Annotated in this window: 20 protein-coding genes; 8 read left to right on the top strand and 12 right to left on the bottom strand. The window is 74.3% G+C overall.

From position 1 onward, the window contains the following. Window positions 1-33: 33 nt before the first annotated feature. Window positions 34-2,283: a hypothetical protein gene (locus ACFV8H_RS27660; protein ID WP_380405081.1), complete on the bottom strand. Its 2,250-nt coding sequence runs from the start codon at window positions 2,281-2,283 to the stop codon at window positions 34-36. 535 nt (window positions 2,284-2,818) lie between these two features. Between ACFV8H_RS27660 and ACFV8H_RS27655 the strand changes: the two genes are divergently transcribed. From ACFV8H_RS27655 to ACFV8H_RS27645, 3 genes are all read left to right on the top strand, one after another. Then, complete coding sequence (locus ACFV8H_RS27655) at window positions 2,819-3,067, top strand: hypothetical protein (RefSeq protein WP_380405078.1); 249 nt, start codon at window positions 2,819-2,821, stop codon at window positions 3,065-3,067. Between the two features lie 184 nt (window positions 3,068-3,251). Beyond that, window positions 3,252-3,995, top strand: coding sequence for a class I SAM-dependent methyltransferase (locus ACFV8H_RS27650; protein ID WP_380405075.1), 744 nt, complete (start codon window positions 3,252-3,254; stop codon window positions 3,993-3,995). A gap of 97 nt (window positions 3,996-4,092) precedes the next feature. Beyond that, window positions 4,093-5,049 (top strand): phosphatidylinositol-specific phospholipase C, encoded by a 957-nt coding sequence (locus ACFV8H_RS27645; protein ID WP_380405072.1) that lies wholly within the window; start codon window positions 4,093-4,095, stop codon window positions 5,047-5,049. Window positions 5,050-5,103: 54 nt separating this feature from the next. Here the strand turns inward: ACFV8H_RS27645 and ACFV8H_RS27640 are convergent, their stop codons facing one another. Beyond that, window positions 5,104-6,153, bottom strand: coding sequence for a DUF2690 domain-containing protein (locus ACFV8H_RS27640; RefSeq protein ID WP_380405070.1), 1,050 nt, complete (start codon window positions 6,151-6,153; stop codon window positions 5,104-5,106). A 375-nt stretch (window positions 6,154-6,528) separates the two neighbouring features. Here ACFV8H_RS27640 and ACFV8H_RS27635 point away from each other — a divergent pair, with 375 nt between their 5' ends. Next, window positions 6,529-7,077: a helix-turn-helix domain-containing protein gene (locus ACFV8H_RS27635; RefSeq protein ID WP_380405067.1), complete on the top strand. Its 549-nt coding sequence runs from the start codon at window positions 6,529-6,531 to the stop codon at window positions 7,075-7,077. 172 nt (window positions 7,078-7,249) lie between these two features. On the opposite strand, the gene ACFV8H_RS27630 is transcribed toward ACFV8H_RS27635, so the two are convergent. From ACFV8H_RS27630 to ACFV8H_RS27605, 6 genes are all read right to left on the bottom strand, one after another. Continuing rightward, window positions 7,250-8,014: a D-Ala-D-Ala carboxypeptidase family metallohydrolase gene (locus tag ACFV8H_RS27630; RefSeq protein ID WP_380405064.1), complete on the bottom strand. Its 765-nt coding sequence runs from the start codon at window positions 8,012-8,014 to the stop codon at window positions 7,250-7,252. Window positions 8,015-8,093: 79 nt separating this feature from the next. Further along, window positions 8,094-8,816: a peptidoglycan-binding protein gene (locus ACFV8H_RS27625; RefSeq protein WP_380405061.1), complete on the bottom strand. Its 723-nt coding sequence runs from the start codon at window positions 8,814-8,816 to the stop codon at window positions 8,094-8,096. Window positions 8,817-9,032: 216 nt separating this feature from the next. Continuing rightward, the gene (locus tag ACFV8H_RS27620; RefSeq protein ID WP_380405058.1) at window positions 9,033-10,142 is read right to left on the bottom strand and encodes an N-acetylmuramoyl-L-alanine amidase; all 1,110 of its coding nucleotides are present in this window, start codon (window positions 10,140-10,142) and stop codon (window positions 9,033-9,035) included. Between the two features lie 276 nt (window positions 10,143-10,418). Beyond that, window positions 10,419-11,177, bottom strand: coding sequence for a DeoR/GlpR family DNA-binding transcription regulator (locus tag ACFV8H_RS27615; RefSeq protein ID WP_360234102.1), 759 nt, complete (start codon window positions 11,175-11,177; stop codon window positions 10,419-10,421). Between the two features lie 147 nt (window positions 11,178-11,324). Continuing rightward, on the bottom strand, window positions 11,325-12,191 hold the full coding sequence (locus tag ACFV8H_RS27610; protein WP_380405055.1) for a ketose-bisphosphate aldolase: 867 nt from the start codon (window positions 12,189-12,191) through the stop codon (window positions 11,325-11,327). Between the two features lie 79 nt (window positions 12,192-12,270). Next, the gene (locus ACFV8H_RS27605) at window positions 12,271-13,143 is read right to left on the bottom strand and encodes an SIS domain-containing protein (protein WP_380405052.1); all 873 of its coding nucleotides are present in this window, start codon (window positions 13,141-13,143) and stop codon (window positions 12,271-12,273) included. 221 nt (window positions 13,144-13,364) lie between these two features. Between ACFV8H_RS27605 and ACFV8H_RS27600 the strand changes: the two genes are divergently transcribed. Continuing rightward, entirely contained in the window at window positions 13,365-14,621 is a 1,257-nt protein-coding gene (locus tag ACFV8H_RS27600; RefSeq protein ID WP_380405049.1) for a 4-hydroxybenzoate 3-monooxygenase, read from the top strand. 51 nt (window positions 14,622-14,672) lie between these two features. Beyond that, on the top strand, window positions 14,673-16,403 hold the full coding sequence (locus ACFV8H_RS27595; protein WP_380405046.1) for a methyltransferase: 1,731 nt from the start codon (window positions 14,673-14,675) through the stop codon (window positions 16,401-16,403). A 45-nt stretch (window positions 16,404-16,448) separates the two neighbouring features. On the opposite strand, the gene ACFV8H_RS27590 is transcribed toward ACFV8H_RS27595, so the two are convergent. After that, complete coding sequence (locus tag ACFV8H_RS27590; protein ID WP_380405043.1) at window positions 16,449-18,071, bottom strand: multicopper oxidase family protein; 1,623 nt, start codon at window positions 18,069-18,071, stop codon at window positions 16,449-16,451. Between the two features lie 303 nt (window positions 18,072-18,374). Between ACFV8H_RS27590 and ACFV8H_RS27585 the strand changes: the two genes are divergently transcribed. After that, window positions 18,375-19,619 carry a 2-isopropylmalate synthase gene (locus ACFV8H_RS27585; protein ID WP_380405040.1) on the top strand — a complete coding sequence of 415 codons (1,245 nt, stop codon included), beginning with the start codon at window positions 18,375-18,377 and terminating at the stop codon, window positions 19,617-19,619. Continuing rightward, entirely contained in the window at window positions 19,616-20,326 is a 711-nt protein-coding gene (locus tag ACFV8H_RS27580; protein WP_380405037.1) for a hypothetical protein, read from the top strand. Before ACFV8H_RS27585 ends, ACFV8H_RS27580 begins: the two co-directional genes overlap by 4 nt. 76 nt (window positions 20,327-20,402) lie before the next feature. Here the strand turns inward: ACFV8H_RS27580 and ACFV8H_RS27575 are convergent, their stop codons facing one another. The 3 genes from ACFV8H_RS27575 to ACFV8H_RS27565 form a co-directional block, all read right to left on the bottom strand. Then, entirely contained in the window at window positions 20,403-20,876 is a 474-nt protein-coding gene (locus ACFV8H_RS27575; protein ID WP_380405034.1) for an ATP-binding protein, read from the bottom strand. Window positions 20,877-21,062: 186 nt separating this feature from the next. Next, complete coding sequence (locus tag ACFV8H_RS27570; protein WP_380405031.1) at window positions 21,063-21,488, bottom strand: STAS domain-containing protein; 426 nt, start codon at window positions 21,486-21,488, stop codon at window positions 21,063-21,065. A gap of 169 nt (window positions 21,489-21,657) precedes the next feature. Further along, entirely contained in the window at window positions 21,658-22,599 is a 942-nt protein-coding gene (locus ACFV8H_RS27565) for an RNA polymerase sigma factor SigF (RefSeq protein WP_380405028.1), read from the bottom strand. Window positions 22,600-22,735: the final 136 nt, after the last annotated feature.

Here is a 22,735-nt window from a genome sequence, read left to right as displayed (position 1 = left end):
TGCCCCGGCCGGCCGCCGGTACCGGGTGGGGCGTCACTTCTGCGGCGGCGCCACCGGGCTCCGGTACGGGTGGTGGTGGGTGCTGCCGATGTGCAGTTCCTCGTCGGGCTTGCCCGCGAGCCTGGGCAGCACATGGGTGCCGAACGGGTCGGTGACGGTGACGGCGGTGCCGTTGCGGCGCACCTGGTGCGGCGAGCCGATCGAGTAGGAGGCGAGCGCGAGCCCGGCGCTGGGGCTCGCCCCGGCGGTGGCGGTCCCGAAGAGGGCGCTGGTCACGGTGAGCGCGGTCGGCGCGGTGCCGAGCGTGGTGTACCCGGACTGCTCGCCGGCGTAGGCGCTGCCGAAGGCGGCGCCGCCGCTCACGGTGGTGCCGGTGGGCACGGTGACCGGGACGGCGGTGCCCGCCGGGCCCTGGACGGTGACCACGCCGCCCTGGACGTAGCCGCTGACGGTACCCGCGGTGCGGGTCTGCTGCCAGGCGGTCTGCTGCTGGAGGGTGGTGCCGGCGTCGGTGAGGGTCTGGTTGACCATCGGGGTGTCGGCCGTGTACCAACCGCGGTACGTGGACAGGATGTCCGTCAGCGTCTGCAGGGCGAGCCGGTCGTCGGTCAGGTTCGACTGGTGCATGAAGAACGGCCGCGGGTCGTTGCTCAGCACGTACCCGAGGGTGATCCTCGTCTGCATCGGCAGCACGTAGTCCGCCCAGCCGCGGTTCAGGTCCAGCGGTGTGATGCAGGTCGTGGTGGCCGGGTTGGCCTCGCAGTTGCCGCTGCCGCCGTTGGCCTTCGAGGCGTAGAGCCAGTTGTACTCGCTCACCTCGTCGGACTCGGTGGAGACGTTGTAGAACACGTTGACCGGGTGCCGGGGCACGCCGAGCGCCGAGGCGATCTGCCGTTGGCCGGTCTCCCGGGAGGCGTCCACGCCGAGCCACTGGATGTTGTTCTGGCTGAGCGCGGCGAGGAAGTTCGGGTTGTCGGCGGGCTGCTGCGGCAGCATCACGGTGCCGGAGTGCTCACCGGCGACCAGCTCGCCCGGCCGAAACGGCAGCCCGTTGGCCTGGCCGAACTGGATGTTCTGCTGGATCTGGCTGTTGACGGTGGCCTGGTCGACGTACTGGACCGCGCCGGTGGCGTCGGTCCGGCACTTCCACGGGATCACGGTGAAGTTCTGCACGCAGCCCAGGAACGGGTGCTGGTAGGTGTGGTCGAGCCACATGAAGCTGTTCTTGTTCGCCAGCAGGGCGGTGGTCAGCGGGTCGGTGCCGCCGTTGGCGTCCGCGTAGTCCTGGCTGGGGCCGCCGTTGAACAGGAAGTCCAGGGTGTAGCCGTTCTGCTGCTCCCAGGCGACGGTGGCGCTGACGTCCGCGGGTGTCATCCGGATCGGCGTGGTCGCCGGGACGCTGCCGACGCAGTCGCCCTCGCCCGGGGTGCAGTCGCCGCTCTGGCTCCACCGGGAGTTGGCGTTGAAGAGGTCGTCGATGTGGGCGGAGAAGTAGTTGCGCCAGTAGCCGAGGTGCACGCCCTTGGTGACCCAGTCCACGATGCCGTGCGCGAGCAGCCGGAACTGCTGCTGGTAGGAGTTGTAGGCGAAGGTGAGCACCAACTGCTGGCGGCCGCCGGAGGTGTAGACCCCGGCGAGGGTGCCCTGGGTGCCGGTGCCGGGGACGGTCTCGGTCAGGTACGGCTCGAAGTGCGAGCCGGTGGCCGGGTTGTCGGGCAGCGGGGTCGGCAGGTAGCCGTACGATCCGCTGCCGCCGGCGGTGCCCTCGAAGGCGACCGGGCCGTTCAGGTAGTGGAAGGCGTCGCCGCGGGCGGCGGCGGTCGCGGTGGCGGTGGTGGCGTCCAGCGAGCCGGACCAGGTCGGCGCGGCCAGGCCGGTGTTGGCGCCGGGCCAGACGTAGGCGTCCACCTGGCGGACCTGGTAGGTCTGCTCGTACCCGGTCAGCGTGCTCAGTTCGGCCGCGGAGAGCTGGGTCGGCGCGTCGTTGGGCAGCACCACGCCCTCGAAGTGCCCGTGCGGGGTGCCGTCGGCCAGGGTGTCGGCGAGGAAGCCCGCGGTGATCGTGGCCCGGCCGGCGCTGGTCAGGTCGATGACGGTGGTGGGCACGCCCTCGGCGGCCAACTGCTGCCGGATGCCCTCGACCCAGGGGTTGCCGTCGGTGACCACGAGGACGTTCAGGTCCACCCGCGAGCTGGTGGCGGAGGCCGGGACGACGGTGGCCAGCCCGATCACCGTGGTGGCGACGGCCAGGGCGACGACGGGGAGGAAGCGGAAGGCCCTCACGCGGGAGCCCCCTGCGGTATTGCGGTGAATCGACTCATGTCAGCCGATGATGCCGGTCCGGAAGGGCCCCGCGCAGCAGCCTGGGAACAAGGTTTGCCAAGGGCTGGGGAATTACTGGCGAAGCCCTCGAAGGAACCGGCTCCGCATCAATGCCGCTCACTGGGAGGACATTTGACGAAGGCCCTGCGTCAGGTCCTTGACCAGCCGCTTTGCCCTTCCGAAGCCCTTCACCGACCCCGGATCCCATGCTTCTGGCGAGCGCCTGACAATTTCTCCCCCGAGCGCGCCTTCCGGGATTTCTCCGGCCACCGCCGGAATACCGGTCAGGTCAATTCCGTCGCCCGCGCGAAGGCCCGGCCGGGGCCCGGCCCGGCAGGCCGCCGCCCATCGGGTACGAACCCCGGAACGGCGCGGCCGTCAGGGGCCCGTCAGCGGCGCGTCAGCAGTGCGTCAATCCGCGCGGGCACGGGGGCGGACCGGCGCAAGCTGGGGGACGTACCTGCACGTTCCGCAGGTCCTTCCGGAGGTGAGTCGCATGTCCGTGGTCGCTGCGTTCCATTCCGTCGTGCCCGACGTCCGCCGGCGGGGCCAGGGGCTGCGCGCCGCGTTCTCCCAGGTGCTGGAGCGGCTGGCCGCCAGCCCCCTGGACAGTCCCGTCCTGGGCGCGATGGGCGCGCCGCGCTCGACCGACCGCCCCGCCGCCGGGCTGCACGCCCACTGGCACACCGTCACCCGCGCGGACGGGAGCACGGCACTGGAGGCCGACTGGCGCCCCGGCCGCTGAGGCCACCGGCACCGACGGCCGTCCCGCACGCCCCGGCACTCCCCGAGGGGGCGCGGGGCGGCCGTCGTGCGCCGGTACCCAGCGGGCCGCGCCGGTGATTTTGCCCTTCCGGATCGGGCACCGGTAGACACGGTCCCGACACGGTGCGTGACGACGCCGTGCGCGACCTCCGGAGGCCCCCGCCATGAGCGTGACGAATCGGTACCGGGACGCCTGGGAGGGCTTCTGGGGCGAGGCGCCCGAGGAGCCCGGCGCGGTGATCTGGGACGCCGAGCCGGCCCTCACCGCGGAGCGCCACCTCGCCCTGTTCCGGCCCCACCTGCACGACCCCGACCTGCCGGTGGTCGACCTGGGCTGCGGCAACGGCCGCCAGACCCGCTTCCTCGCCGAGCACTTCCCCCGGGCCGTCGGCGTCGACCTGTCCGGCACCGCCGTCGAGCTCGCCCGGCGTCAGGACCGCACCGGCCGCGCCGAGTTCGCCCAGCTGGACGCCACCGACCCGGCCGCCGTCCGGGCCCTGCACGAGCGCCTGGGCGACGCCAACGTGTACGTGCGCGGGGTGATCCACCAGAGCGAGCCGGCCGACCGCCGGCCGGTCGCCGAGGCCGTCGCCACCCTGCTCGGCTCGCGCGGCCGGGCCTTCCTGGTCGAACTGGCCGAGTCCGCCAAGGAGGTGCTCAAGGGGCTCGCCCAGTCCCCGGCCGGGCCGCCCCCGAAGCTGCGCCCGGTCTTCGCCCACGGGCTCGCCCCCGCCGAGGTGGCCGACGCGGCCTTCGACGGGCTGCTCCGCTCGGCCGGCCTCGCCGTCCTCGCCACCGGCGAACTTCCGCTGTCCCTGACCGAGTTCACCCCCGCGGGCGAACGGATCGAGCTGCCCGCCTGGTGGCTGGTGGTCGCCCCGGACGGCCGGCTGCCCGACCCGCGCTGAACCCGTTGACGCCGCGGCGGCGTTGGACGAGTGTCAGGACGGACCGATCGTCAGGACTTGTCGTCGCACCCGCGCGCGGGGCGGAGGGAGCCGGGCCATGGGCATCGCACGTCGTGAACTTCTCAGGTGGGGCGCGGGGGCGGGCGGTGCGGCCGCCGTCGGCGCTCTGCTCGGGGCGCCCGCCGCCCTGGCCGCGGGCGGCCCGACCACCCCGGGCGGGGTGCCGACGGACAGCTGGATGGGCCGGCTGGACGGGAACCTCTCCCTGCTCGACCTCACCGTCCCGGGCACCCACGACTCCTGCTGCCAGAACCCCTGGTACGGCACCGAGTGGTCGCACACCCAGAACTGGGGCATCCCCCAGCAGTTGCAGGAGGGCGTCCGCTTCCTCGACATCCGCTGCAACGGCCTCAAGGGGGCGCCCGACGAACTCGGGATCTACCACTCCGACGCCTACCAGCACATCCGGCTCCAGGACGTGCTCGACCAGTGCCGCGCCTTCCTGGCGGCGCACCCGGGCGAGACGCTCCTGATGCGCCTGCGCAACGAGCGCGCCGGCGGCCAGGCCCTCGACGACGCGGAGTTCCAGCGGCGGGTCGACCACTACCTGGACGCGCTGGGCTACCGCGGCCTGTTCCACCTCTACGGCTGGCCCACCCTCGGCGCGGCCCGCGGCAAGGTGGTGCTGCTCGCCGACTTCGCCAACCCCTGGGGCCTGATCGACTGGTCCAGCGGCCAGAACGCCTGGTTCGACACCCAGGACGTCTGGCAGACCGGCGGCACCGACCCGCTGGGCGACAAGGGCCGGTACGTCGTCGCCCAGTTCGACAGGGCCTTCGCCAGTCCGGGATATCCGAAGATGTTCGTGAACTTCCTCAGTTACGCGGGCGGCTACTGGCCCCGGAACAGCTCGCAGGCCGTGATGGACCGGGCGGTTTACCCGTACCTGAGCGCGCGCACCCGGCAGCGCGCCCGGTTCGGCATCGTCCCGATGGACTTCCCGGACCTCCACGTGAACGTGCTGCAGATGCTCGTCGACAAGAACTTCGTCTGAGAACCGGTGTCCGTTCCGGTGTCCGGGGCCCCGGCCCGTCCTCCGGAAGGAGCGTCAGGAGGAGGGCGTCACCGTCGGCGCGAGGGTGGGGGTGGGGGTAGAGGTGGTGGCCAGGGCCTGCGCGCGGGCGGCGGCGCCGGACAGGGGCAGGGTGCAGTCGTAGCCGTCCTTCTGGTGGCCGCACACCCGCAGGACGGTGTTGGGCGCGTCGGCGTCCACCATCTTCGAGTAGTTGTCGTAGCCCCAGTGGATCAGGGCGGTCTCGTGCCCCCCGGTGCCGGTGGAGATGGTGGCGCTGTCCCCCGGGGAGCCGTCGGTGATCCCGGCCCAGGCGGCCCGGCAGCGCGCACTGTAGTGGAGGTACAGCACGACCTTGCCGATGGTGCCGGTCAGCACGGTCTGGTCGTCGGCCTCGCAGCCCATGGCCTGCGGGTCCTTGCCGGCGCAGCCGACGGACTCGCAGAGCTGGGGCGGCAGGGCCCCCGTGCTCACCGCGGGCGGGGCGATCGGGGCGGTCGGCTCGACCAGCGCGGGCACGTGCCCGGGGGAGGCCGCGGCGGCGCCACCACCGTTCAGGCCGTGCAGGTAGAGGCCCGCGACCAGCAGGAGCACGGCGACGGCGGCGACCGCGACCAGGGCCTGCGGCCGCCGCCAGAGGGCGACGCGGGCGACGGGGAGGGACACCGGGACGGGCAGTGGGACGGGCACCGGGACAGGCAGTGGGACGGGTACGGGTACGGGCACGACGGCGGGCTCAGCGGCGGCGGTCGGGGCCACCTCGGCCGGGGTCACGGCGGCCGGAGTCACGGCGGCCGGGGCGCCGGGCGTCGCCTCCGCGTCGCGCGCGGCCTCGGCCTGTCGCAGCAGGGAGGTGAGCAGCACGGCGTCGCAGTCCAACGCGGTGATCAGGCCGGCCAGGGCCTGAGAGGTGATCAGACGCTTGCCGTTCAGCCAGCGTTCCCAGGACGCCTTGCTGAGGTAGGTCAGCCGGCCGAGCTCGGCGAGCGAGATCCGGTGCGCGTCCTTGACGGCGCGCAGTTCCTCGACCAGGCGTCGCGCAGGTTCCGAAAGGTCGTCAGGGAGCGGTTTCCAGGACTGACTCACGTGTGGGGCACCTCTGGCAGGTCGACGGCAGGCTCGAACTGATCTTCTTCCGGATGATCAGCTTAATCTCTCCCGCCCCGCGCTCCCATCCGGTTTCGGTCGCACCCCGGCGAATCGTCTCAAGGGTTTCCTGATCCGCGTCCCAACCCGCAGCTCAGGACCCTGGGGACGACGCGCAGCGTCTCAGAAGCCCCGGAGACGGTCGAAGATCGGTGCCCGATCGCGCAGAGTTGGCCGCGCCGGGTAGCCCAGGAGTCAACACCGGTTCTGGTCCGGATAAAGACTTCGCCGCAGACAGCACGGACGGGGGGCGCCCGGTGCAGTTCGGATCCATGCACCACAACGGTCATCTCAGAGGAAGTTCGGGGAAACCTCATGGGCCGCCACCACGCGTCCGAGATCACATCACCATCACCTGAGTCACTCGCGTCACTCACCGCACTCGCGGCACCCGCAGCAGCGGTAGCAGCCGCCTCACCCGCCGACCGGCTCGCCGGCGAGCTGCAGTCCTTGAAGAACCGGTCGGGCCTCACCTACGCCCGGCTCAGCGAACGCACCCACTACGCGAAGTCCTCGTGGGAGCGCTGGGTGAACGGGAAGCAGTTCCCCCCGCGCGGCGCGGTGCAGAGCATCGCGGTCGTCTGCGGGGGCGATGCCGAGCTCCTGCTGGAGCTCTGGCACCTCGCGGAGAGCCGACGCCTCGCGTCGGCCGCGCCGGGTGCCCCCGCGCCCGGCGGCGCCTCCTCCCCGTCCGGGCCGGCCGACGGACCGTCGGCCGACGCCCCGGGCGGGGAGGACCACCCGGAGTGCCCGCACGTGCGGCAGGCCACCCTGCTGCGGCGGTTGGCCCTGGTCTCCCTCGCGGTCGGCGCGGGCGGGGTCCTGGCGGCCGCCGGACGGCGCTCCCTGCGGCGCGAGGCCTGACCGACCGCACCCGACCACCCTGGTCCCTGTGGGCAGCACAGGAACCTCGACGAACCGCCGGAGGCACCGGAACCACCCGGCACCACCGGCACACGACAGAGCGGCACCGCGCCCTTGGGGAGGGCGCGGTGCCGCCGCCGTTGTGGCCCGGACAGGGCCGTGGCGTCCGCCGTTACGCGACGCCGTCCTGCCACCACCAGAAGCCCGAGCCGTAGTTGGAGTGCTCGATCCGGCTGTCCACGTGCTGCCAGGAGACGGTGTGGGTCTCCAGGCCCGAGAAGCCGCAGGTCTCGGCGATCCGGTAGACGTCCAGCGTGGACAGGCCGGAGACCGCGGTGTCGGCCGCCACCCCGTAGGTGTGCATGGAGTTGCCCGCCCCGCCCACGGAGGCGTTGTACGCGGTGCTGCGGAAGCCGGAGTTGATGGTGATCGCGCGGTCGCCCGCCTTCTTCCGCAGCGCCTCCAGCTTGTACATGGTGCGGCGGACGTTCTCCTTCACCTCGTCGGCGCCGACGTTGCCGCCGCCGAAGCCCGAGCCGTCGTGGCTGGTGAACTCGGACCAGTTGAAGTGGGCGGTGGAACCGTCCGACTTCTCCAGCGCGTTCAGCACGCCGAAGGTCTGCGGGCCGGCCACGCCGTCCGCGCTGAGCCCGTAGGCGGCCTGGAACCGGCGCACCGCGGCCGCGGTGCCGGGGCCGAAGGAACCGTCCACGGCGACGCAGGTCTGCGAGGCGGAGTCCGCCGCCCAGCCCGCGACCCGGATCTGGAGCTCGGACACGGCGGAACCGGAGGAACCCTGGCCGAGGTTGCCGGACCAGCCGTAGGCGGCGGCCGGACGCGCGAGGCCGACGTTGGCGACCACGGCGAACCCGGCCGCGGCCACCGCGCCGGTGCCGTAGCGCAGCAGGGCGCGACGGTCGAGGGAAGAGCTGTTCACCACGTGCTCCTTCGAGGAGTCGACAGGGGAGGACGTCGTACAGGGCGGTGCGGGTGGCCGGTCGGGACCGGCCGACCGGTCAGTACCAGTTGTGGGACTGCCAGAAGCTCCAGGCGTTGCACGGGGAGCCGTAGCGGCTCTGGATGTAGTCCAGGCCCCACTGGAGCTGGGTGGCCGGGTTGGTCCGCCAGTCCGAGCCCGCGCTGGCCATCTTGTCGCCGGGCAGCGACTGCGGGATGCCGTAGGCGCCGGAGGAGGGGTTGGTCGCGTAGACCTTCCAGCCGCTCTCGTGGTTGTAGATCTGGTCCAGGCAGCCGAACTGGCCGCTGACGCTCCAGCCGTGGGCGGGGAACTTCCACTGCGCGGTGATCTGCACCGTGCGGGCGACGCCCATCGCGTTCATGGTGGCCGGGCCGGCGATGCCGTCGTTGCTCAGGTTGTGGGAGTGCTGCCAGGTGCTGACGGCGCCGGTGGTGCCGTCGCCGTAGGCGCCGTCGGCGCCCGAGCCGGCCACCCGCTGGACCTCGGCGACCTTGTTGTGCAGGGCGAGTTCGGTGCGGCCGCCGTAGACGCCGTCCTCGTCGAGGCCGTTGTCGTGCTGGAAGCTGCGGACGGCCGCGGTGGTCTGCGGGCCGTAGTTGCCGTCGACGCCGCCGCTCGCGAGGTAGCCGATACCCACCAGGTTGCGCTGGACCCACGTGGTGCTGTCGGTGGCCTGGGCCGCCTGTGCGGGCAGCAGGGCCAGCACGGCGGCGGCGAGCACGCCTGCGGCGAGTGCGCGCAGGGCCGAGGTTTTCTTCACGGTCGATCCCATTCCGTCGGGTGCCTGTCGGTCGATCAAGCAGTGCCGCCCACTCTCGGGGGGCGGCCGCCCGTCCCTCCAGGAGTCGGCGGCACCAGGGACGTCCCGGGTGCGCTCGGGGACGGTGGGCGGGGGCGGTGGGACGGGCCCCGGAGACGCGTGGGACGGGCGTGGGACGGGCGTGGGACGGCCCCGGCGGGCGCTCGGGAGGCCGGCTCAGGCCAGCAGCCGGCTCCAGGTCCGGGCGTCCACCAGGCCGTCGGCCGGCAGCCCGGCGGAGGACTGGAAGGACGTCACCCCGGTCTGGGTGCCCGGGCCGAACGCGCCGTCCACGCTCACCTGGATGCCGTGCGCGACCAGCTGGCTCTGCACGGCCTGCACCGCGCTGCCCGAGGCGCCGCGGGCCAGCGGCGCCACGGCCTGGCTCCAGGTCTGGTTGCCCGCGACGCCGTCGGCCGAGGCGTGGGTGGTGTTCTGGAAGGCCGTGACGGCGGCCTGGGTCGCGGGCCCGTACGAGCCGTCCACGGTCAGCGACTGGCCGCGCTGCACCAGCAGGTACTGCAGCGTCCGCACCTTCTCGCCCGAGGCGCCGCTGGCGAGCACCGGCCAGACCGGGCCGGTCGGGTCCCCGCCGATCCGCGCGGCGACGTCCCGGCGGATCTGCGGGATCAGCGCGTAGAGCCGGTCGCCGGGGCACTCGGTGGTGTTGAAGTCGCGGTGCCCGTAGACCTGGTAGGCGCGCAGCCCGTACTGCTGGCAGATGTAGGTGATCAGGTCGATCAGCGCGGCGTACTGCTGGCTGCGCGGGTCGACGGTGCTGTACGTGCCCTCGTTCTCGATGCCGATGGCCACCGTGTTCTGCGCGGTGCAGTGGGCGCCCTCGACGTGCTGGCCGCCGCCGCGCAGGGTGGCCAGGCTGCTGTGGCGGCCCTCCATGACGTAGGCGCCGCGGCTGACGGTGAAGTGCTGGCCGGTGTCGATCCAGTGCTCGCTGTCCATCTGGTAGGTCTGCATCGAGCGGGCCAGCGAGAAGGCGGCGGCCTGGGAGTAGTCCGTCACGTTGGGCGTGGCGGTGTGGTGGACGATCACCTTGTCCGGCGCGCCCGGGACGAAGGTGAGCGGGCTGCTCGCCGGGCGGGCGCCCCAGGCGCCGGTGTCGGCGATCACCGGGCCGGTGGCGGCGGCGGCCGCCCCGGTGGTCAGGGCGGAGCCCAGCAGGGCGCCGGTGCCGACGGCGAAGGCGCCGGCCAGGAAGGTGCGGCGGCCGGGGCCGACGGGGGCGGGGGTCGGGTCTACGGCGGCGGAGTTCGGGTCAACGGCGTTCATACGGGGCGACCTGGTCCTTCGGGGAGCGGGCGGGGACGGAAGGACCCCTGCCCCCGGGCCTGCTGACGGCACGGGGGCAGGGGTGGCCTCGGACTCGGCGGGGGTCCGCACGTCCGCACCTCGGCGGACCGGACGGCAGTCACGCTAGGAGCGGCGCGCGCCCGTCCGCCACGCTTCGCCGTCCCCTCCCGCGTCCCAGCGCCGTCCCGGGACGCCCAGGGCGTGGCCTGACGCCGCAGGCCCGCTCGTCAGGCCCGGCTCGTCAGGCCCCGCTCGTCAGGCCCGCCGCACCCGGACGCCGCTCTCGGCGATCGCCTGCTCCTGGGCGTCCGGCAGCCCCGCGTCCGTCACCAGGTCGTGGACGTCGGTGAGCGGGCAGATCGAGGCGAAGGTGACCCGGCCGACCTTGGTCCGGTCGGCGAGCACGACGGTGTGCGCGCTGCTGCGCAGGAACGCCCGGTCGGTCTGGGCCTCCATCTCGTCGTGGGTGGTGCAGCCCTGCTGGACGGTCAGCCCGTCCACGCCGATGAAGGCGAGGTCCAGGTGGTACTGGTCGAGCATCCGCTCGGCGGCCGGGCCGACCAGCTCGTAGCTGGCCGAGCGGGCCAGGCCGCCGATCACGACCAGGCGGACCTCGGGGCGGACGATCAGCTCGGCGGCGATGTTCACCGCGTTGGTGACCACGGTGAGGTTGCCGCGCTCGGCGAGCACCCGGGCCAGCTCGGTGGTGGTGGTGCCGCCGGTCAGGCCGACCACGGCGCCGTCCGGCACCAGTTCGGCGGCGGCCCGGGCGATCCGGCGCTTCTCCTCCGCCTGCTGGTCGCTCCGGTGCCGCAGCGGGATCTCCAGGTTGACCGCCCCGGTCACCGCACCGCCGCGGGTGCGCTGGAGCAGCCCCTGGTCCTGCAGTTCCTGCAAGTCCCGGCGCACGGTCGCGTCGGACACCCCGAGCAGGTCGGAGAGCGTGCGCACGTCCGCGCTCCCCGCCTCGGCGATGTGCGAGACGATCCTGGCGGCGCGATCAGCTTTGAGCATGGACGGAGTGTAGTTCAGCCCGGGTCGACGGTCGGTGACTGCACCCGCGGACAGCTCCGCGCACCCGCGCGCAGCCAACCGCGCAGCCGACAGTGCAGCGAACCGCGCACCCCGGCGGCGGGCGCCGGTTCACGGCGGGACGGCCGGTCAGGGCGAGACGGCGGCCCGGTCCGCCGCCCGGGGCGCGGTCAGCACGCCGAGCAGCCGGGTGACCTCGCGGGCCACCGCCGCCCTCCCGTCCCCCAGGTACGTCCGGGTGTCGACCAGTGCGGGTTCGGCGGCGAGCCGGCCGCGGACCGCCTCGGTGAAGGCCTTGTTGAGGTGGGTGGCGATGTTGACCTTCGTCATCCCGTGGGCGACCGCCGCCGCGAGGACGGGCTCCGCGACCCCGGAGGAGCCGTGCAGCACCAGCGGCACCGGGACGGCGGCCCGCAGCGCGGCGATCAGGTCGAGGTCCAGCGCCGCGGTGCGGGTGAGCATGGCGTGCGAGGTGCCGACGGCCACGGCCAGCGCGTCGACGCCGGTGCGGGCCACGAACTCGGCGGCCTGCGCCGGGTCCGTCCGGGCACCGGGGGCGTGCACCCCGTCCTTGCCGCCGACCTCGCCGAGTTCGGCCTCCACCCAGACGCCCGCCGCCTGGCACTGCCGGGCCACCTCGGCGGTGGTGCGCACGTTCTCCTCGTACGGCAGCGCCGAGGCGTCGAACATCACCGAGCCGAACCCCAGCGCGAGCGCCTCCGCCACCAGCGGCCGCTCGGTCGCGTGGTCCAGGTGGACGGCCACCGGCACAGCGGCGGCCCGGGCCACCGCGAGCGTCGCCGCGCCGATCGGCGCCAGGCCGCCGTGGTAGCGCACCGCGTTCTGGCTGAGTTGCAGCACCACCGGCACCCCGGCGGCCTCGGCCCCGGCGACGATGGCCTCGGCGTGTTCCAGCTGGATGACGTTGAACGCCCCCACGCCGCGGCCGCCGTTCACCGCGGGCGCGACGATCTCTCCGGTTCCGACCAGGGTCACGGTGCTCCTTGGGGCTGTGCCGTCAGCGGACGGGCGGGGCGGGTGGCCGGGCCGGGCGGGTGCTCCGCCGGGCCGCCGGTCACGGCTGGTCCAGCACGATCGAGCGGGTGAGGTGGCGCGGCCGGTCGGGGTCGAGGCCGCGCCGGACGGCGAGGCCGACGGCCAGGCGCTGGATCCGGACCAGTTCGGCCAGCGGGTCGAGCCCGGGCACGCTGACCGCGGCGCCGGTCGCCCCGGCCTGGTCGACCAGGCCCGCCGGCGGGGTGTCCAGGAACCAGACCAGGCCCTCGGGGCCGCTGACGCTGATCGGGCCGTGCCGGTACTCCATCGCCGGGTAGGCCTCGGTCCAGGCGGCGGAGGCCTCCCGGACCTTGAGCGCGGCCTCGTTCGCCACCCCGCAGCTCCAGCCGGTGCCGAGGAAGGTGAACTGCCGCGCCTCCAGGGCGCCCCGGGGCAGCGGGTCGGCGAGCGCCGTACGGGCCTGGGCGGGCAGGTCGGCCGGTGCGGCGCCGAGGTGGGCGCGCAGCAGGACGAGGGCGGTGGTGGCGAACCTGGTCTGGACGACGGACCGCTCGTCGGCGAACTCCAGCGCCACCAGGTGGCGGGCGGCGGCGCCGACCGGGGTCCCGGGGTCGGCGGTGATCGCGACCGTCTCGGTGCCGCCCACCCGGGCGAGGGCGTCGAGCACCTCGGTGGTGGTGCCGGAGCGGGTGAGCGCGACGATCCGGTCGTACCGGCGGCCGAGCGGGAACTCGGAGGCGGCGAAGGCGTCGGTCTCGCCGTGTCCGAGGGATTCGCGCAGCGCCGCGTAGGCCTGGGCGATGTAGAGCGAGGTGCCGCAGCCGATGACGGCGACCCGCTCACCGGGTTCGGGCAGGTGTTGCGGGGCCAGTTCCAGGGCGCGCTGCCAGCAGTCGGGCTGGCTGGCGATCTCTTCGTCGACGTGGGCCATCAGGTCCTCCTGCGCGAGACTGCACGAATGTGCGTGAAGATGATCGATTTATAGTCGAGACCTCCATCATTGCGCAACAGTGCGCAGTCCCGATCAGCTTCGAGCAGGGCGCCCGGGAGTCGGCGATTGTGCGAAGCACTGGTGAAGATCATCACCCTATTCACCGATCCGAGGGATTCCGGCGCTTCCTTGTATCCAGCGGTGGCTAAGCTCCCCGTACTGTGACTGAACGTCAGACAGGCCGAACAGCCCAGCAGACCGCCGATGTCGTCATCCTCGGCGCCGGACCGGCCGGACTCACCCTCGGGAACCTCCTCCTAGCCGCCGGCATCGACTGCGTCGTCCTCGAACGGGCCGACCCCGAGCACGTCCGGACCAGGGCCCGGGCCGGGTTCCTCGCTGCCAACACCGTCCGGGTCCTGGACCGCCACGGCCTCGCCGACGGCCTGCACCGCCACGGGAAACCGCACGGCACCTGCGAGTTCCGCACCGAGGACGGCAGCTTCCGGCTCGACTACGGCGCCCTCGGCCGCCGCGAGCTCCACACCGTCTACCCCCAACAGGACCTGGTCACCGACCTCCTGACGCACTACCTGGCGGCGGGCGGCCGGATCGCCTTCGAGACCGAGGCCCAGGCCGTCGAGGGCATCGACGGCCCCTCCCCCACCGTCACCGTGCGCGACGCCGAGGGCCGCCCCGGCCGCTGGCGGGCCCGCTACGTGGCCGGCTGCGACGGCCGCCACGGCGCGGCCCGCCGCTCGCTGCCCCCCGACACCCGCCGGTACCACCGCGACCACGGCGTCTCCTGGCTCGCCCTGCTGGCCGAGGCGCCCCCGAGCATGGACGCCGTCGGCTACGCGATGCACCCCGACGGCTTCGCCGGTCACATGGCCCGCACCGCCGACGTCACCCGCTACTACCTCCAGTGCCCGCCCGGCACCCCCGCCGACGCCTGGTCGGAGGACCGGATCCGGACCGCGCTCGACCGGCGGCTGCGCGCCGACGAACACGGGCCGCTGCACCACGGCCGGATCCTCCACCGCTCCGTCGTCCACCTGGAGTCGGACGTGCTCGACCGACTCCGGTACGGCTCACTGCTGTTGGCCGGGGACGCCGCCAGCCTCCCCGCCCCGGCCGCCGCGAAGGGCGCCAACCTGGCCGTCCTGGAGGCGGAACTGCTCGCCGAGGCGCTGATCGACGAGCTCCACCGGGGCGACGCCCGGGCGCTGGACGGCTACTCCGCGCGCTGCCTCACCCACATATGGCGGGCCCAGGAGTTCGCCCACTGGATGATCCAGCTCCTGCACTCCCCCGTCGGCCCGGGGAGCGGCGCGGCAGTCGGCCCGGCAGTCGGTGCCCAAGCCGGCCCGGCGGAGGAATCGTTCTTCCACGAAGCCATGCGGCGCTCCCGCGTCGAATCCCTGCGCACCTCGCGCACCCACCAGGACTGGTTCGCCGAGAACTACGTCGGCATCTGACCCGCCCTGCCCACCGGGCGCCCCCGCCCCCGCACCAAGGACTCCCTCCCCATGACCGCGACACCCCCGGACGACACCGCCCGCCTGCGGGCGACGGCCGAGTTCGTCAGGGAGCACGACACCACGACCCTGCTCCCGCTGCTGCTGCCCGACCTCGACGGACCGGAACTGCGGGCCCTGGCCGAACGCTGCCGCTTCTCGCACGCCGCCCTGCTCGTCCTGCCCCCGGACGACGCCACCCTCCGCGCCCGACTCGCCTCCTGCGGACTGGAACCCGACGCGCCCCCGCAGCCCAGCGTGGTGGTCCGCAGCCGGCTCGCCCGCCGGTACGGACGCGCCGAGGCCGAGCTCGACGTCAGCATCCTGCGCCCGCCGGTGCCCGGCCCCGACGGGGAACGCAGCGTCGAGGTGTTCGTGCTCACCGTGCCGCCCGGCTCCGACCTCGCCGAACTCGCCGACCAGGAGCGCGCCCACGAGCACGAGGCCCACCTCGCCTTCGACGTCGCCCACCCCGACCCGCTGGCACTGCGCGGGCTGTGCGCGCTGCTCACCCGGCACGGCGCCGCCCCCGACGGCGGCGGCTACAACCCCCACGAGGACTCCACCGTCCTCTACTTCACCACCCCGGCCGGCTCCCGCACCGGGTACCGGCGGGTCGAGCTCCACGCCCACGGCGACCACCGCACGGTGCTCGCCGACCACCTGGGCGAGGACCCGACCCAGCGCTCGGCCGAGACCCTGCTGCACCAGCTCACCGGTGCCTGGACCACCCAGGCCCTGGCGGTCAGCGCCCGGTTGGGCCTGCCCGACGCCCTGGACACCCGCACCGCCACCGCGCCGCGGCAGCTCGCCGACGCCCTCGGCGCCGACCCGCAGAGCCTCGCCACCCTGCTGCGCTACCTCGCCATGCTGGGCGTCGTCGCCGAACACCCCGACGGCTACCGGCTCACCGGCACCGGCGCCCTCCTGCGCGCCGACGCCCCGGCGTCGATGCGGCCGCTGGCGCTGATGTACGGCGGCCCGTTCTACCGGTCATTCGCGGAGCTGGAGCACACCGTGCGCACCGGGGAGGCCGCCTTCGACCACCTCTTCGGCGAGAACCACTTCGACCACTTCGCCCGCGACCCCGAACTCGCCGAACTCTTCGACCTGTCGATGGCCGCCAGCGCCCGGATGTTCGACCCGCTCCCGGACCACCCGGTCGTCACCGCAGCGGGCTCCCGCGCCCCCGCCGGGACGGTCGTCGACATCGCCGGCGGCAACGGCGAACTGCTCGGCCGGCTGCTCGCCGCCCACCCCCGGCTGCGCGGCGTCCTGCTGGAACGCCCGCACGCCGTCGAGGCCGCGCGCCGCCGCCTCGACGCCGCCGGCCTCGGCGGGCGCTGCGGCTACGTGACCGGCGACTTCGCCGACGTCCCCGGCGACGCCGACGTCTACGTGCTGTCCCGGGTGCTGCACGACTGGGACGACGAGCGCTGCGCCGAGATCCTGCGGCACTGCGCCCGGGCCATGCCCGCCCACGCCGACCTGCTGATCGTCGAACGGCTGCTGCCCGCCGACGGCTCGGCCTCGCTGGCCACCGCGTGGGACCTGCACATGATGGCCAACACCGGCGGGCGCGAGCGCCGCGCCGACCACTACGGCCGACTGCTCGCCGACGCCGGGCTGCACCTGCTGGACCACCGCCCGCTCCCGCTGGGCGCCGCCGTCCTGCACGCCCGCCGGGCCGCCGTCCCGGCCCCGACCGGCCCGGCCCCCGCCCCGGCCCGCGCCGGGGCGTAGCCCTCGGGTGCCCCCCCGCCGGGCGGCGGGGCACCCCACTGTGCGTCAGGACCGGTGCGGCTCCACGTACTCGACGGCCTGCATCATGCCGAGGTCCTCGTGCTGGAGCTGGTGGCAGTGGGCGACGGCCCGGCCGGTGAAGTCCTCGTAGCGGACCAGGAGGGTGACGGTGTCGCCCGGTCTGCCGCCGGCCAGGTCGACGGTGTCCTGCCAGACCGGCGGGTCCAGCCGCTCGCCGTTGCGGTGGGTGACCAGGACGTGGTTGGTGTGCAGGTGGAAGGGGTGGTGGAAGGCGGGGTTGGTCTCGGCGGTGCGCAGCGTCCAGCGCTCGACGGTGTCGAGTTCCAGGGTGTGGTTGACGTAGCCGGGGTCGAACAGGCCGTAGGCCGGGTCCCGGGTGGGGTCGCCGGCCGGGTCGGCGGCGGGGGTCGGGTTACTGCCCAGCATCCGGTAGGCGTTGGGGAAGGAGCCCGGGAAGACCCCCGGATCGACGTGGAAGACCACCTCGCGGTCCGCGTCCGGGTTCGCGATGTCGCCCTCGTCGAGGAACGGCTTGCCGGCCGGCAGCGCGGTCGGCAGGTCCATCGGCGGGTCGAGGGCCTCGCCCGTCACCTCGACCGTCATCAGCGGCGCGGTTCGCCCGTCCGCCCGCAGTTCGTAGCTGCCGGGGTCGTCGACCCGGACCAGGACGTCGGCCCGGTTGCCCATGGTCAGGCGCACGGCGTCGGTGGCGGCCACGGCCGGGAAGGTCACGCCGTCCTGGGCGATCCGGTGGAGGGTGAGGTCCCCGCCGCCGCCGGTGAGCCGCAGCACCGGCGCGGTGAAGGCCGTCGCGCAGACCAGCCGCCAGCGCTGCACCTCGCCCGGGCGCAGCGTCACGGTGGGGTTGACCGCGCCGTTGACGGTCAGAACGGCCGGGACGGCGGCCAGCGCGTTGCCGGAGGTGAAGTCGGGGACCTTGCCGTCCTTGAGCCTCAGCTCGTTGAGGCAGACCACCAGGTCGGCGGCGGCCGCGATCTCGGGCACCTCGTCGACGTCGCCCTCGATGACGAGGACCCCGGCCATCCCGCCGACGATCTGCACGGAGGTGGCCCCGTGCAGGTGCGGATGGTACCAGTAGGTGCCGGCCGGGTGGCCGGCCGGGACGTCGATCGTCGTCACGTACTGCGGTTCCGGGGCGCCGGCCTCGACCTCGTCGGCGGTGCGCGGCTCGAACACCCGGAGCACGTTGTCGGCCTCCCCGGTCGGGTCGACGTGCAGGCCGTGGGTGTGGAGGTTGAAGCTGTTGAAGCCGTGCGGCCGGTTGTGGTCGCCGTCGTGGGGTTCGTTCGGCGGCAGGCCGTTGACCTGGGTCAGCCGCAGGGTGTCCCCGGCGCGCAGCCGCAGGGTCGGGCCGGGGATCGTCCCGTTGTAGGTGCGAGTGGTGACCGTGCCGTAGCCGGGGACGACGGTGTCCGTGAACCGCACGTCGAGCGTCTGCTCCAGCACCGCCCCCGCCCGGCCGGGCACCGGCCGCGCGGTCCGCAGGGCGGGCTGGGGGAACGGCTGCGGCACGGGGGCGGCCGCCGCGTACCGCCGGGAGAGGATCCCGTCGGACGCGGCCACCAGGACGGCGGTGGGCAGCGCCTTGAGCAGCGACCGACGACTGATTCCGACATTTTCACTCATGGTCGGGCAATCTAGGCCAACCAGCCCGGGCGGACCGGAAAGCACACCGGGCACCCACCGGCCACCGCCCCGTCATGACCGTCAGCTCATGTCCCTCAGCCGGACCAGACGGTCACCGTCGCCTCCAGCTGGGCCGCCCAAGCCCCCCTACCCCCGAAATCCCCTCCTGACAAGCGGATCCGGGAATCCCGTACCGGAACGGCGGCAGTTTCCCGGCCCGCCCCCACCGGCCCCACCCGCCGCCTAGAGTCCCGACCCGGTCGCCCTCCACCTGTGGAGGGCCGGGCGGGTTCGGGGGTTGCGATGGAGCGGGACGTCATACGGGAGTCCGCGCGGGCGGGCCGGGTGGTGCTGTGGGAGGAGTCGGCGCGCGACGGCGCCCAGGCCAAGACGCTGATGTCGGCCGCGTTCCGGGTCCGGCTGGCCCGCGAGCAGGGCCGGATGTTCGGCGCGGACGGGCCCCGGCACGTGGTGTTCGCGGCCGGCTTCCCGGCGGTGTGCGAGGAGGAGTACGAGGCGGTGCGGCGGGTCGCCGTGGAGGCCGAGGGCACGGTCAGCGTCGCCGCCGTGTGCCGGGGCCGGGCGGCGGACGTCCGGCAGGCGGTGGCCTCGGTGCGGGGCACCGCGCACGCCCGGGTCATGGTGGTCGTCCCCGCCTCCGAGCCGATGGCCCGGACGATGACCCACCGGCCGGCCCGGGAGGCCCTGGAGTCGGCGGCCGCCCTGATCGAGGAGGCCCGCGCCCTGGACGACGGGGTCGCCGTCGACCTCTGCCTCGCCGACGCCTCCCGCGCCGACCACGGCCTGCTGGCCGACCACGCGGGCGCGCTGACCGCCGCCGGGGCCGGGACCGTCCTGCTGGCCGACACCGTCGGTGTCCAACTTCCCTACGAAGCCGCCGAGTTGTTCGGCCGGGTCCGGGCGGCGGCCGATCACGACGTCGTCCTGGGTTGCCACCTGCACAACGACCTCGGCCTCGGCCTGGCCAACACCCTGGAGGCGCTGCGGGCGGGCGTCCGGGTGGTGTCCGCCTCCTGGCTGGGCATCGCCGAACGCAGCGGCATGGCGGCCACCGAACAGCTGCTGTTCCTGCTCTCCCACGACCCGGCCCGGGCGGCGCGGCTGCTGGGCGGCGACACCCCCGCCTGGTGGACCGCCCCGGACCTCACGGCGCTGCCGCACCTCGCCCGGGCCGTCTCCGGGGAGACCGGCGTCCCACTGGGCGTCACCACCCCCGTCGTGGGCAGCGGGGTCGGCACGATCTCCACCGGCACGCCCTTCGTCCACCCGCAGCTGTTCCAGCCCTTCGACCCCGAGGCCGTGCTGGGGATCGCCCCGAGCGTGGTGCTCACCCAGCTGGCCAGCCTCCGGGTGGTCCGGGCCGTCGCCGTCCGGCTCGGCCACGAGCTCGACGAGCAGCAGGCCCGGGCCGCACTGGCCTGGGTGAAGTCCCGGGCCTACCGCACCGGCCGGGCCGTCGTCGAGGACGCGGCCTTCGCCGCCTACCTGGTCGGCCTCCGCTCGGCGCCGACCGGGGCATCGGCATGACCGCCGGCACGGTCGGGACCGGCGGGACCGGCGGGACCGGCGGCACGGTCGACCTCGACGGCGCCCGGGCGGCCCTACGGCGCGGCACCGCGGTGGTGCTGCCCAACCCGGCCCCGCTGACCCACGTCGTGGCCGGCACCGACCCACGGGCCGTCAACACCGCCAAGGGCCGCCCCGCCGAGCAGGCCGTCGCCCTCTGGGTGCACGACCCGGGCACCCTGGCCCGGCTCGGCGCCGCCCTCGACCTCTCCCCCGCCCTGGCCGCCGTCGCCCGCCGGCTGCTCGCCGAGGAGCGGGTGACCCTGCTGCTCCCGCTGCTCCCACTGTTCCCGGGCACGGCACGGCCCGACTGGCTGGCCCCCGCCACCCGGGACGGCTGGACCCTGCTGTTCGGCGCCCGCTGGGAACCCCTGCTGCCACTGCTCGCGGACCACCCGGTGCTGTACGTGAGCAGCGCCAACCGCACCGGCCACCCGCCCGCGGCGACGGCGGCCGGGGCCCGCGCGATGTTCCCGGCCGCCGTGCCCGTCCTCGGCCCGCTCTCCCCCGACGATCACGACGGGCCCACGGACGACCGGGCGGCCACCACGACCCTGCGGCTGCACCCGGACGGCCGGCTCGACCTGCACCGGCCCGGGGCCCAGGACCGGCCGTACCCCGGGCCCGAGGCCTACCTGGCGCACGTCCGCAGCACGTTCCTGCCGTGAGCTCGGCGCCCATGAACGCGCACGGCGCCCGGTCGCCCATCCGGAAACCGCGCGCCGAGGGATCGGGGCCGGGCCGTCAGTTCCCGGGCTCCCGCAGGGGCCGGGCGTCGATCTCGGCCCAGACCGTCTTGCCGTCGTCGTGCGGCACCGCGCCCCAGCGGGTGGCGGCCTTCTGCACGATGAACAGGCCGTGCCCGCCCGGCAGGCCCGGGCGGTGCGGCCGGCGCGGCTCGGGCAGGTCGGTCGAGCGGTCGCTGACCTCGATCCGCAACCGGGCCGCGGAGGCGTCCAGGACGAGGTCGACGGGGCCGCCCGCGTGCAGCATGGCGTTGGCGACCAGCTCGGCGACCAGCAGCACGATGTCGTCCTCGGCCCCGGCCGGGCCGGTCGGCCAGGACCAGTCGGCGACGGCCTGCGCGGTGTACGCCCGGGCCCGGGCGACGGGCTTGGGCTGCCCGGCCAGGTGCAGGCGCCGGCGCTGGCCGCCGGGCGGCAGGGTGGGGCCGGTGCCCGGCCGGTCGCCGTCCAGGGTGGCCCGGCTGGTCGTCATGTGCGGGTTCCCCTTCGGTTCCGGTTCGGTTCCCGTTGCGGTTCCGGCGCCGTGCTCCCGGCGCGGTGTCCCGCTGTGTGCCACTGCGTACCGCGGTGTGCCGCTGTGTGCCACGTCGTTGCGCTGTCGTCTGCTCGGTTTCCCGACCACCGACGAATTATGCGTGCCGACGGGCGGCCGCGGCACTCACCGGGGTTCGGTGGCCGCGGCCTCCACGGTCGGGTGGAGCGAGAACACGGTGTCCGTGCAGGTCAGTTCCAGCAGCCGCCGCACCGTGCCGGACGGCGCCGCCAGTCGGAAGTCGACATCCGCCGCCGCGGCCGATATCCGGGTCTGCAGCAGCAGGTTGAGGCCGGAGGAGTCGCAGAACCCGACCTGGGCGAGGTCGACGACGAGCAGCGGCGGGCGCTGCTCCACCAGGGCGTCGAGGGTGGTCCGGGCGGGGGCCAGGGTCTCGATGTCGAGGTCGCCCGCCAGGGCACAGACGGCCGCTCCGGCGTCGGTGCGCCAGGTGTGCACGGCCAGGTCGGGCCCGAGCGGGGCACCCGCCCCTGGGGCGTCGGAGGGTGCGGTGGTCGGCGGCACGGTCACGGACTCGTTCTCTGCGGGCATCGTCTTCTCGGCTGGCATCGTCGTCGTGTTCCCCTCAACGGGTGTGCTCCACGAGCGTACGCACGCCACCCGGCCCAGGACCAGGCCGGGGGCGGACCGGCCTGGTGGCGGTGGGCGACGGCGGGTGGCGTGCGCGGTGCGGCGGTGCGTCCGGTGACCGTGCGGCGGTTCAGTCGGCGGTGAGGTCCGCCCGCAGGTGTTTCAGGGTCCGGCTGAGCAGCCGGGAGACGTGCATCTGGGACAGCCCCAGGCGGGCGCCGATCTGCGACTGGGTGAGCTCCTCGCCGAAGCGCATCGACAGGATCCGCCGGTCGCGTTCCGGCAGGGCGGCGACCAGCGGCTTGAGGACGATCAGGTTCTCGACCGTGTCGAACCTCGGATCCTCCTCGCCGAGCCGCTGGGCGAGCGGGCCGCGGTCCTCCTCACTCTCGGTCACGGGGGCGTCCAGGGACCCGGCGGTGTGGCCGTTGGCCGCGGCGAGGCCCTCGATCACCTCCTCCGGCGACAGGTCGAGGTGCTCCGCCAGTTCGGCCACCGTGGGCGCCCGGCCCAGCCGCTGGAACAGCACGTCGCGGGCCTTGGCGAGGGTGATGCGCAGCTCCTGGAGGCGGCGCGGCACGTGCACGGCCCAGGTGGAGTCCCGGAAGTGGCGGCGGATCTCGCCGAGGATGGTCGGCAGCGCGAAGGTCACGAACTCGGCGCCGTGGTCGGGGTCGTAGCGGTCGATCGCCTTGATCAGGCCGAGCGAGCCGACCTGGAGCAGGTCCTCCTCGGGCTCCCGGCGGTTGCCGACCCGGCGGATCGCGAAGCGCACCAGCGACAGGTTGAGCTCGATCAGCGTGGCCCGGACGTACGAGTACTCGGGGGTGCCCTCCTCCAGCGTCACGAGCCGGGCCAGCAGCACCCTGGTCAGCTCCCGGGCGTCGCCCGGCGCCACCTGCTTCGGGTCCTCGATGCCGGCGAGCTCCGGCAGTTCCGGGTGCCCCGGTTGCCCCGGTTGCCCCGGGAGCCCCGGTTGCCCGTGCCCGGCGGCCCGGTGGGCGGCCGGCGCGGCCTCGTCCGGGGCCGGGGCGGTCACGCGGTGGAGGAGTTCGTCACTGGTCGTGGCCATGTCGGTCCTTTCCCCTCGGCGTACGGTCCGTCCCCGGGTACCCGCCGTGGCCCGTTCCATGCCGGTTCCCCTTGTGAGGATTGCGTGAGCGAACGACCCGGGCGCCGACACGGTGACGCCCGCCACACCCCGCGCA

Source organism: Kitasatospora sp. NPDC059827, from assembly GCF_042731675.1.
Lineage (GTDB): Bacteria > Actinomycetota > Actinomycetes > Streptomycetales > Streptomycetaceae > Kitasatospora.
This window is presented reverse-complemented; position numbering and strand designations above follow the sequence as displayed.